The following is a 10,936-nucleotide window of genomic DNA, read 5'->3' as shown; positions in this document are numbered from 1 at the left end:
CGCCATTCAAAACGCTGATCGAACCAACCGGCGGATACCCCCTTTGGATAGGGGGTCAGCCACTCGCGCCGGTGCGATCTCCCCCCGGAGAAGGGACGGGACGAACGCCCGCGGGTAATCATTGGTCAACGCGGCGGACACCGCCGCCCGAAAGAGACACGCACCAGACCCCGCACCGCCCCCAAACGCCAACCCGACCCGCCTCACCCCGACCAGGAGCCCCGACGATGCCGCCCTTCACCCGCCACCTCATGGCCTACTGCCTCTCCGAGGCCGCCGCCAAGGCCTCGCGGCTGCTGGTGGTCGTGGCCGTGGCGCGCTGCATGGAGGCCGAGGCCATCGGCATCGCCGCCGCGGCCATCGCCGCCGGTGACATCGTCAAGGCCCTGACCGAAAACGGCGTCGGCCAGCGCATCATCCAGGCCCCGGCCGCCGAGCTGGAGGCCACCTGCCGCACCGCCCGCCGGATCTTCAACGCCTGGTGCCTGGGCCTCTTTGCCCTGCAGGTTGCCGCCGGGGCGATCATCTGGGCCGTCACCGGCAGCCCGGTCATGTTCTGGCTGATCCTGGTCCTGGCCGGCGAATACCTCTTCATGCCCGCGGGTCTCGTTCAGGCCGCGCTGGCCATGCGCGCCGGCAAGCTGCGCGAGACGGCGGCCATTGCCGGGGGCCAGGTGGTTGCTGCCAACCTGCTGTCGGCCGCGCTGGCCTTTGTCTTCCCCAGCCCGCTGGCCCTTGTCCTGCCGCGCCTGGCCACCGCGCCGATCTGGCTGATCGCCATGCGCCGCCTGCACCCCTGGACGCCGCGCCGCGATGTCGCCCCGGCCCCGGTGCGCCCCTTCCTGCGCTACGGGTCGGCCGTGCTGGGTGTCGAGATCGTCCGCGCCCTGCGCCTGCAGGCCGACAAACTGGTCATCGGCGCGCTGCTCGGCGCCGAGGCCCTGGGCCTCTACTTCATGGCCTTCAACGCCGGCCTGGGCCTGGCCACCTCGTTCTCGCAGGCCGTGTCGGTCGCCCTGTTCCCGCATCTGTGCGCCGCCACCGACCGCGCCGGTGCCCTGCGCCATGCCCTCAAGCTCAGCGTCGGTGTCATCGCCCCGCTGGTCGCCCTGCAGGCCGCGCTGGCCCCGGTCTATGTGCCGATCCTCTTCGGGGCCGGCTGGCAGGACATCTCGGGCGTTGTCTCGCTGCTGTGCCTGGCCGCCATCCCCGGGGTGATCTGGTCCAACGCCGCCCAGTGGCTGCGGGCCCATGACCGGCCGCATGTCGAATTCGTCGTCACCCTGGCCCTGACCCTGGCCCTGATCGCCAACACCGCCCTGGCCGCGCCCTACGGGCTGGAAGCCATCGCCCTGGGCTATCTCGTGCTCGCCACGCTCATCCAGGTCGGCGCCGCGCTTCCCGCGCTTGCCCCGGCCTTCCGTCCCACGCTTGCTGCAAAGGTTGCCTGATCCATGCCCCGTTTCTCGATCATCCTGCCCTGCTACAATGCCGAAGCCACGCTGGCCGACACGCTGCGCAGCCTCGTTGCCCAGACCTGCGGCGACTGGGAAGCCCTGGTCATCGACGACGGTTCGACCGATGGCACCGCCGCCCTGATCGCCGAGGCCGCCGAGGACGATGCCCGCATCCGCCTGGTCACCCACGACGGCAAGGGCCCCTCGGCCGCCCGCAACGCCGGGGCCGCCGCCGCCCGGGGCGAAATCCTGGCCTTTCTCGATGCCGATGACCTGTGGCGCCCGGAAAAGCTGACCTGCATGACCCGGCTGTTCTCGGACCCGGAGGTCGGCGCCACCTATGCCCGCATCGCCTTCTTCGACGGCACCCGGGCGCGGTCGGTCTCGGCCCCGGTCGATGGCGACCTGACCCTGCCGATGCTGCTGGGCGAAAATCCGGTCTGCACCCTGTCCAATCTCACCGTGCGCCGCGATGTCTTCATGGCCACCGGCGGGTTCGACGAAACGCTGGTGCAGAACGAGGATCTCGACTGGCTGATCCGCACCGTCGGCGATGGCCACCGGGTTGCCGGGATCAACCGCGTGCTGGTCGATTACCGCACCTCGGTCAGCGGCCTGTCGTCGGACCTGGCCGCCCTGCGCGAAGGCCGCCGGGCCGCCCTGCAAAGCGCCGCGCGCTACGGTTTCGACGTGCGCCCCTGGGAAGAGGCCATCTACCTGCGCTACCTCGCCCGTCGCGCCCTGCGCATCGGCGCGCCGCCGTCCGAAGCCCTGTCGCTGGCCCTGAAGGGCTGCCTGCAAAGCCCGCGCGGCTGGTTCTCGGACATGCGCCGCGGTGCGCTGACCCTGGCCGGCGCGCTGGCCGCCCCGATGCTGCCCGACGCCCTGCGCCGGTCGCTCTTTGCCTGCTGATCCCGTCGACCCGGAGTAGTCCCCATGCCCTTCGCCTCGATCGTCGTTCCCGCCTACAACGTCACCGCCACGCTGATCGAAACGCTGGACAGCCTCAGCGCCCAGACCTTTGCCGATTTCGAGATCATCGTCGTCGATGACGGTTCCTTCGACGACACCGCCGCCATGGCCGAGGCCCATCCCGATCCGCGCATCCGCGTGGTGCGCCAGGCCAACCGCGGCCTGGCCGGTGCCCGCAACACCGGCATCGCCGAGGCCCGTGGCCAGGTCATCGGCTTCTGCGATGCCGACGACCTCTGGCGCCCGGGCAAGCTGGCCGCCCATGTCCGTCACCTGGCCGAGCGCCCGACCGTCGGCATCAGCTATTCCGGCTCCGAGATGATCTCGGCCGACAGCCAGCCCATGGGCCTGTCGCAATCGCCCCGCCTGGCCGGCATCACCGCCGCCCATGTCTTTCGCCGCAACCCCATCGGCAACGGCTCGGCCCCGGTGATCCGCCGCGCCGCGCTGGACAGCATCGCCTTTCAGCCCGACGGGCCGGAGGCCCGGACCTGGTGGTTCGACGAAACCTTCCGCCAGTCCGAGGACATCGAATGCTGGCTGCGCTTTGCCCTGACCACCGATTGGGAGATCGAGGGCATCCCCGGCGACCTGACCCGCTATCGCATCGTGACCGGCGGCCTGTCGGCGGCGACGCTCAAGCAGCTGGCCGCCTGGGAACGCATGGTGGACAAGCTGACGCCCATCGCCCCGGCCTTCTTCGCCCGCCACGCCGGCGCGGCCCGGGCGTATCAGTACCGCTATCTCGCCCGCCGGGCGGTCAGCTCGGGCGACGGGGCCCAGGCCCTGCGGCACCTGCGCGCGACCTTTGCCGCCTCGTGGCGCCCGGCCGTCGAAGAGCCGGTCAAGACCGCGACGACCGTGGCCGCCACGCTGCTGCTGGCCGTGATCGGGGCCGACGCCCTGTTCCGGCTGCTGGGCCGCGATACCGACAGCGACGCCGACACCGATCGCCGCACCGCCTGACCTTCCACCGCCGGCAGGGGCCGGCCGGTTAACCAGTTTCCAGGAGTATTCGACATGCTCAAGATCGTTCACCTCATCGACGACCAGAACCCCGGCGGGGTCACCCGCTACCTCGATTTCATCGCCAGCCATCCGGGCATGGCAGCCATCGCCCGCCACGAGATCCTGCCGGTGCCGCGCACCCGGGCCGCCCGGTCGGGCATCAAGGCCGACGTGATCGTGTCGCACCTGACCCTGTCGTGGCGCGGGCTGCCCGGCCTGTTCGGCCTGCGCGCGCTGTATCCCGGCACGCCGCTGATCCATGTCGAGCACAGCTATTGCGAAGGCTTTGCCGCGATCAACGTCACCCGCCGCCGCCGGTTCCGGGCCATGCTGCGCACCGGTTATGCCCTGTTCGACAAGGTTGTCGCCGTCAGCGCGCCCCAGGCCGCCTGGATGACCCGTTCGAACCTGGTGCCGGCCGACCGGCTGACGGTCATCCCGCCCTGTGTCGCGCTGGCGCCGCTGGCCGAGCTGGTCGCCCCGGGCGCCCAGGTCCGCCGGATCGGGGCAATCGGGCGGCTGGACACCCAGAAGGGCTTTGACCTGCTGATCCAGGCCTTCCGCGCGCTGCCCTTCCGCGACGTGACCCTCGAGATCTTCGGGGACGGGCCCGAGCGGGCCGCCCTGCAGGCCCTGGCCGGCAGCGACCGGCGCATCCGGTTCCACGGCCATACCCCGCCGGAAACCGCGCTGGCCTGCAGCGATGCCGTGGTCATGCCTTCGCGCTGGGAGCCCTTTGGCCTGGTGGCCACCGAGGCCCTGGCCGGCGGCCGGCCGCTGCTGGTTTCGGGCGCCGACGGGCTGGCCGGGCACGAGGCCGACGGCGCTCGCCGGGTGCCCGAGTTCACCGAGCCGCGCTGGACCCGCGCGCTGTCCAACCTGGTGACCCGCCCGCCGCAGGCCCCGCGGCTGGACCGCGAAACCGCCGAGACGCGGACCATCGGCGGCTGGCGCCAGCTGCTCGACGGGCTGGCCCCGGCGGCCTGACCACGACACGACCGGTCGGGCCGGGCATCTTGCCCCGGCCGACCATGTGACCTTCCCGGATCAGGGCCTTTGGGACGGGCCTTGCCGTGGGGCCTTGGGACGGGCCCCGCACGGACGGGGCCGGGCATGTGCAACCACCCAGGCACGTGATAAGTGCCGGGGGTCAGCACGGCCCGGCCCGGGGAAGGCCAACAGGACCACACGGGGCAGGCCGGCACCGTTCGAAGGAAACACCCAGGGACCATGTCCGCCCCGCCTGCCATCCTGCCCGCCCCGTTGATCCACCGGACCGCGCTGATCGCGCGGATCCGTTCGGATGTCCGGCCGGTGACGCTGCTGGTGGCCCCCGCGGGCTTTGGCAAGACCGTCCTGGCCGAACAGCTGGCCGCCGCCGTCTCGGCCCACCCGGTGCCGGGGCGTCCCGGTGCATTCGACGGCGGCGGCTGGCACATTCGCGACATTGCGCCCGGGGTTCCGGGTTCCCTCGGCCTGCCCGGTGCCCCGGATGATGCCGTCAACCCCGCAGCCGCGGGTGCACCAGACACCCCCGCCGCAGCCGGTCCGCCAGGCCCCCCCGCCGCCGCCGGCGTCCCGGTCGCCCTTGGCGCCCCAGCGACGGCCGCCGCCGGTGTCCCTGTCGATACTGCCGCCGCGAGCGCACGGGCCACCTCCGGCGGTCCAGTCCCTCCCGCCGACGACGCCAATGCCCCTCCGGTCACCACCAGCGCCGCCGCGCTCGACCCGCTCGATCTGGACATGCCCGGGCGGTTGGTCATCCTCTGCCGGCCCGGCCAGGAGCCGCCCGGCCTGGCCCGGCTGCGGCTTTACGGCCGGCTCTTCGACATTCCGGCCGATGACCTGCTGTTCGGCCCCGACGAGCTGCCGGCCGAGGCCCATGCCCGGTCGGCCGGCTGGCCGCTGATGGCCGGCGGGGCGGGGCAGGGCGATGCGGCCGACCTGGCCGCCTTCCTGGCCCGCGACGTGCTGTCGGCCCTGCCGGCCGAAAGCCTGCTGGCCGCGCTGCTGGATTCGGCCGGTCAGACCGGCGAGGGCGGGGAGCTGGCCGCGCTGATCCCGCCCCTGCGCCTGCCGGGCGACACGCAGTTCCGCGCCCTTCTTCCCGAGGCGCTGGAAACCGCCCTGGGCGCGCGGCTGCTGGCCGATGGTCCGACGCCCCTGGGCGGCACCGACTCCATCCTGCCGCCGCGTCCGGGGCTGGCCCTGCGCATGGTGCACCGGCTGTTGCAGGCTGGCGCACCGAACGAGGCCCTGCGCCTGTTTCGCCAATCGGGCGGGTGGTACCTGTTCTATGCCGTGGCCCCGGGCGATTTCGCCGCCCTGATCGACGCCATGCCCCGCGACCTGCTCGACACCGATACCGAGCTGGTTCTGGCCCGCGCCCTGCTGGCCCTGAAGGCCGGCGAGACCGGGCTGGCCCGCCGCTTGATGGCCGATCGCTTCGGCGCGGCGGAACTGGAACTGGCCCGGGCCTTTTCGCCCGCATCCGCCCTGCCGAGGCGCGCGCAGGTCTTTCGCGTCGCGCTGATGATCTACGAGGACATCACCGTGCCGGATGCCACGATCGAGACCCTGCTCGACGTGCTGGCCCGGCTGCCGCTCGATGCCCACCTGCCGCGCGGAACGGTCTACAACGCCCTGCTGGAAATCTTCCTGCGCCAGCGCCGCTATGCCGAGGCCGAGGATGTCGCCCTGCGCGCGGCGCAATCCTATGAACGCGGCCGGGCGCCGCTGCTGCGGTTCTACATCGCCCTGCACCGGGCGGTGATGCGGCTGTTGCGCGGGGAAAGCGGGGCGGCCGCGCCGGAATTGCACGATGCCCGGATCTGGCTGGACCGGTTGCAATTCGACAGCCCGTCCGACTGGCGCATCCTGCGCCTGGTCGAAGCCGTGGTGCGCCACGAGGATGGCGACCCCCAGCCGATCCTGGCCTTCCTCGACGAGGATCTCGACGGGTTTGCCGGGGGCGAGACCTGGCCCACCCTGGTCGAGCTGGCCGTGCTGTTCGGCAGCCAGGCCTTTGCCGAACAGGTGTCGACCGGCGCGGCGCTGGCTTATGTCGACCGCTGGTGGGTGCGGCTGGCGATGAACCGCCAGTTCCGCGTGCTGCTCGATCTGCGCAAGGCCCAGGTCCTGCAGAATGCCGGCCGCTGGGGCGAGGCCGCGCGCACGCTGAGCCCGGTGCAGGCGCGGATCGACCGGGTCTGGGTTGAAAGCGCCGATGCCGAGTTTGCCCGGCTGGCCACCCGCGACGACATCCAGCTGGCCCTGTGCTGGCTGCGCCAGATCGTCCATGACCGGCCGGGCCTGCCCTACCTCGGGCGCAAGCTGGACCAGATGGCGGCCAATGACCGGCTGACCGGGCGCCAGCGCATCGCCCTGGACATCTGGCGGGCCCATGTCGCCCGCCAGTCCCGCGAACTGTCGCAGATGCGCGCCCTGTTGCGCGGGGTGTTCGATGCCGTGGCGCGCAACGGCGCGCTGTCGGTGCTGGCCGAGGAGCAGGTCTTTCTGACCGAGATGTGGCGCGATGCGGCGACGGCGGCCTATCTCACGGCCGTCGGCCCGGCCCGGTCGGTCATGCGCCGGCTGGAGAAAAGCCGGGTGATCCCGGGGACCGAGGCCGCCCGGGCGCATCTGACCCGGCAGGAGCTGAAAGTGCTGATGCTGCTGACCGAAGGCGCGTCGAACAAGATCATCGCCCGCCAGCTGGGCGTGTCGGAACCGACGGTCAAGTTCCACCTCAAGAATCTCTACGCCAAGCTCGGCTGCCACCGCCGGGCCGAGGCGGTCCAGGCCGCCCGGGCCCTGGGCTGGATCAGATAACCTATCCCTATCCGGGCAAAACCTATCCGTTCTGCGGCTTGAGCGGCCGCCCGGCGCCCCGCCATGATGGGCCGAAGAACGGAGGTCACGGAATGGGACGACAGATCATCGAAGGCATCCTGAGGCGCACGGGGGCGGTTCTACTGGTCCTTTTCGTGCTGTCGCTGATGATCTTCGTGCTGGCCCGCGTGGTGCCGGGCGATCCCGCCCGCATGGCGCTGGGGCCGTCGGCCACGGCCGAACAGGTGGCTGAACTGCAGGCCGAGATGGGGTTGGATCAGCCGATCATCGTCCAGTACGGGCGCTACATGGGCAACGCCCTGCGCGGCGACCTGGGCCAGTCGCTGGTGACCAACCGGCCCGTCACCGACGACATTGCCGAATTCCTGCCCGCCACGCTGGAGCTGGTGCTGGTCACCGTCGTGCTGGTCTTCGTGATCTCGGTGCCCCTGGGCGTGCTGACCGCCCGTTACCGCGACCGCTGGATCGACAATGCCGGGCGGTTCTTTTCGCTGTTCGGCGTGACGATCCCGTCGTTCCTGTTCGCCGTGGGCCTGCAATTGCTGGCCGGCACGTTCTTTCCGAACTGGCCGATCCTGGGCCGGGTCGATTACAAGCTGAACGCACCCGACGGGCCGACCGGCCTGCTGTTGATCGACAGCCTGGCCCATGGCCGGTTCGATGTCTTTGTCGATGCCGCCCAGCACCTGGCCTTTCCCGCCCTGGCCCTGGCCATGGCCGGGATCGGCCAGATCACCCGCATCACCCGCTCGGCCATGATCGAGAACCTGCGCAAGGACCATGTCCTGACCCTGCGCAGTTTCGGCGTGCCCGAGCGTGTCGTCGTCTTTCGTTACCTGCTGAAACTGTCGTCGATCGCGCCGCTGACCATCATGGGGCTGGAGTTCGCCTCGCTCATCGGCAACGCCTTCGTGGTCGAAATGGTCTTTGGCTGGGGCGGCTTTGCCTCATACGGGCTGACGGCGATCCTGCAAAAGGACCTTAATGCGCTCATGGCCGTCGTTCTGATTTCGGGCCTGTTCTTCATCTTTGCCAACCTGTTGGTCGACCTGGCGCTCAGCCTGATCGACCCGCGCCTGCGGCTTCGGGGGGCAAAGGCATGAGCGATACGCAGATGACCGCCGCTTACATGGGCTGGTACCGCTTTTCGCGCAATCCGGCCGCCATCATCGGCGCGCTGATCGTGCTGTCGGTGCTGGTCATGGCCGCCCTGGCCCCGCTGATCACGCCGTTCCCCGAACATGTCGGATCGGTCGTCGATTTCCGCAACCGCCACGCGCCGCCATCGGCGACCAACTGGATGGGCACCGACAAGGCCGGGCGCGACATCTTCACCCGCACGATATTCGGTTTCCGGGTCTCGCTGATGCTGGTCTTCGGCGTGCTGGTGATCTCGGTCCCCGTGGGCGCCGTGCTGGGCATGTGCGCGGGCTATTTCGGCGGCTGGGCCGAGAAGATCATCACCGGCTTCACCAATGTCATGCTGGCCATGCCGCCGCTGGTCATGGCGCTGGCCATCGGCAACGTGCTGGAACCCACCCTGGTCAACGCCATGTTCGCCATCACGCTGCTGTGGTGGACCTGGCACGCCCGGCTGGTCTATCGCGTCACCGTGTCGGTCGCCGGCGAGGATTTCATCGAGGCCGCCCGCCTGGCCGGCGCCGGGCCGGTGCACATCCTCTTCCGGGAAATCCTGCCCAATTGCATCGCCGTGATCTCGGTCAAGACAACGCTGGATGCGGCCTTTGTCATCCTCTTCGGGGCGACGCTGTCCTTCCTGGGCTTCGGGGTCAAACCGCCCACGCCCGACCTTGGGTCGATGGTGGCCGACGGCCGCCAGTTCCTGCCCGAGAAATGGTGGGAGGTCCTCGCCCCCGGTTTCGCCGTCTTCTACGCCACGCTGGGCTTCAACCTGCTGGGCGACGGGCTGCGCGACATGTTCGACGTGGAGGCATAAATGGCATTGCTTGACGTCAAGGGCCTGAACATCTCGTTCTCGGGCTACGGCCAGACCCGCCAGGTGCTGCACGATGTGTCGTTTTCCGTGGGCAAGAGCGAACGGGTCGCGCTGATCGGGGAAACCGGGTCGGGCAAGTCGGTCACGGCCAAGGCGATCCTGGGCACTCTGCCGGGCAATGCCTCGGTCGACAGCGGCGCGATTGCCTTCGACGGGCTGGACCTGTTCCGCCAATCCATGGCCGAGCGCGAAAAGCTCAAGGGCACGGCCTTTTCCATCATCATGCAGGACCCGCTGTCGTCCTTTAACCCGGTGTTCCGCATCGGCCAGCACCTGGACGACGTGATGTACCATGCTGACCGGCGGCGGGGCGTGGTGTCCTCGGCGCGGGAGCGCAAGGCGCGCATCCTCGACACCCTGCGCAAGGTCCAGCTGGCCGATGCGCAGCGGGTCTATGACGCCTGGCCGTTCGAGCTGTCGGGCGGCATGCGCCAGCGGGTGCTGATCGCGCTGGCCCTGTTGCACCGGCCGCGGATGCTGATCGCGGATGAACCGGGCACGGCGCTGGACGTGACGACCCAGGACGAGATCCTGCGCCTGATCAACCGGCTGGTCGACGAAGAGGGCCTGTCGCTGCTGATGATCACCCACAACCTGGGCGTCGTGCGCCAGACCGCCGACCGGGTGCTGGTCATGCGCCACGGGGTGATCGTGGAACAGGGGCCGCTGGCCCAGGTCTTTGACGCGCCGCAGGATCAATACACGCGCGACCTGATGGCCGCCGTGCCGCCGCTCTATGGCCCGGGCGTCACCGACCAGCCTGTCAGCGACATGGCCCCGATCCTGTCGCTGAAGGACGTGCAGAAGGTCTATGGCAAGCGCGGCATGTTCGGCCGCGGCACGGGCCACCTGGCCGTCGACGACATCAACATCGACGTCGCCCAGGGCGAGATCTTTGGCCTGGCCGGGGAAAGCGGATCGGGCAAGACGACCGTCGCCCGGATGATGATGGGCCTGCTGGAGCCGACCCGGGGCAGCGTGGCCGTCGATGGCGCGCCGGCCGAGGGCGCCCGGCGGCTGAGCCAGATCGTCTACCAGAACCCGGGCACCTCGCTGAACCCCAAGCGCACCGTGGCCCAGACCCTGGCCGTGCCGCTGGCCCATACCGAGGCGCCCGGCGACCGGCAGGCCCGGATGGAGGAACTGCTGACCCTGGTGCGCCTGCCGGTGTCGTTCCTGTCGAAATACCCGCATGAGCTGTCGGGTGGCCAGAAACAGCGCGTGGCCATTGCCCGGGCGCTGGCGGCCAAGCCAAGGCTGATCATCCTCGACGAGCCCACATCGGCGCTGGACGTGTCGGTGCAGAAGACCGTCATCGACCTGCTGCTGGAGCTGCGCGACAGCCTTGGGCTGACCTACGTGATCATCTCGCATGACCTGTCCTTGATGCGGAATTTCTGCTCGCGCATTGCGATCATGCTCAAGGGCCGGATCGTCGAACAGGGCACGCCGGCGCAGGTCTTTGCCGAGACCCGCCATCCCTACACCCGCGCGCTGATCTCGGCGATCCCGGTCCTGACCGAGGCCGAGCAGGCGCAGAAACCGACTGTAACCGAAGAAGAACGCGCGAAATTCCTCGTGCCGACCGGGGCAGGGGCCTTGGCCGCGCCGGAAGGCCGGGATGCGTGAC

Annotated in this window: 8 protein-coding genes; all 8 read left to right on the top strand. The window is 70.1% G+C overall.

Features of this window, described 5'->3' with window-relative positions; all coding sequences use genetic code 11:
- Positions 1-227 precede the first annotated feature (227 nt).
- The 8 genes from ACK3BB_RS18995 (at position 228) to nikE (ending at position 10,935) form a co-directional block, all read left to right on the top strand.
- Positions 228-1,451, top strand: a complete 1,224-nt coding sequence (locus ACK3BB_RS18995; RefSeq protein WP_428926212.1) for an oligosaccharide flippase family protein — start codon at positions 228-230, stop codon at positions 1,449-1,451.
- A 3-nt stretch (positions 1,452-1,454) separates the two neighbouring features.
- Positions 1,455-2,369, top strand: coding sequence for a glycosyltransferase family 2 protein (locus ACK3BB_RS18990; RefSeq protein WP_428926211.1), 915 nt, complete (start codon positions 1,455-1,457; stop codon positions 2,367-2,369).
- Between the two features lie 24 nt (positions 2,370-2,393).
- Positions 2,394-3,395 (top strand): glycosyltransferase family 2 protein, encoded by a 1,002-nt coding sequence (locus ACK3BB_RS18985; RefSeq protein ID WP_428926210.1) that lies wholly within the window; start codon positions 2,394-2,396, stop codon positions 3,393-3,395.
- Between the two features lie 54 nt (positions 3,396-3,449).
- Complete coding sequence (locus ACK3BB_RS18980; protein ID WP_428926209.1) at positions 3,450-4,424, top strand: glycosyltransferase family 4 protein; 975 nt, start codon at positions 3,450-3,452, stop codon at positions 4,422-4,424.
- A gap of 243 nt (positions 4,425-4,667) precedes the next feature.
- Positions 4,668-7,268 carry a response regulator transcription factor gene (locus ACK3BB_RS18975; RefSeq protein WP_428926208.1) on the top strand — a complete coding sequence of 867 codons (2,601 nt, stop codon included), beginning with the start codon at positions 4,668-4,670 and terminating at the stop codon, positions 7,266-7,268.
- A gap of 92 nt (positions 7,269-7,360) precedes the next feature.
- On the top strand, positions 7,361-8,392 hold the full coding sequence (locus ACK3BB_RS18970) for an ABC transporter permease (protein ID WP_428926207.1): 1,032 nt from the start codon (positions 7,361-7,363) through the stop codon (positions 8,390-8,392).
- Positions 8,389-9,246 carry an ABC transporter permease gene (locus tag ACK3BB_RS18965; RefSeq protein ID WP_428926206.1) on the top strand — a complete coding sequence of 286 codons (858 nt, stop codon included), beginning with the start codon at positions 8,389-8,391 and terminating at the stop codon, positions 9,244-9,246. The genes ACK3BB_RS18970 and ACK3BB_RS18965 overlap by 4 nt, the downstream gene beginning before the upstream one ends.
- Entirely contained in the window at positions 9,247-10,935 is a 1,689-nt protein-coding gene (gene nikE, locus ACK3BB_RS18960) for a nickel ABC transporter ATP-binding protein NikE (protein WP_428926205.1), read from the top strand.
- The last annotated feature ends 1 nt before the right edge of the window (position 10,936 follow it).

This window comes from Marinibacterium sp. SX1, from assembly GCF_050389775.1.
GTDB lineage: Bacteria > Pseudomonadota > Alphaproteobacteria > Rhodobacterales > Rhodobacteraceae > Marinibacterium.
The sequence above is the reverse complement of the archived record's forward strand: the minus strand, read 5'-3'. Positions and strand labels throughout refer to the sequence as shown.

Coding starts and splice junctions, on each gene's coding strand:
- ACK3BB_RS18970 (WP_428926207.1), top strand. CDS start 7,361: ATGGGACGACAGATCATCGAAGGCATCCTGAGGCGCACGGGGGCGGTT.
- ACK3BB_RS18995 (WP_428926212.1), top strand. CDS start 228: ATGCCGCCCTTCACCCGCCACCTCATGGCCTACTGCCTCTCCGAGGCC.
- ACK3BB_RS18985 (WP_428926210.1), top strand. CDS start 2,394: ATGCCCTTCGCCTCGATCGTCGTTCCCGCCTACAACGTCACCGCCACG.
- ACK3BB_RS18990 (WP_428926211.1), top strand. CDS start 1,455: ATGCCCCGTTTCTCGATCATCCTGCCCTGCTACAATGCCGAAGCCACG.
- nikE (WP_428926205.1), top strand. CDS start 9,247: ATGGCATTGCTTGACGTCAAGGGCCTGAACATCTCGTTCTCGGGCTAC.
- ACK3BB_RS18975 (WP_428926208.1), top strand. CDS start 4,668: ATGTCCGCCCCGCCTGCCATCCTGCCCGCCCCGTTGATCCACCGGACC.
- ACK3BB_RS18980 (WP_428926209.1), top strand. CDS start 3,450: ATGCTCAAGATCGTTCACCTCATCGACGACCAGAACCCCGGCGGGGTC.
- ACK3BB_RS18965 (WP_428926206.1), top strand. CDS start 8,389: ATGAGCGATACGCAGATGACCGCCGCTTACATGGGCTGGTACCGCTTT.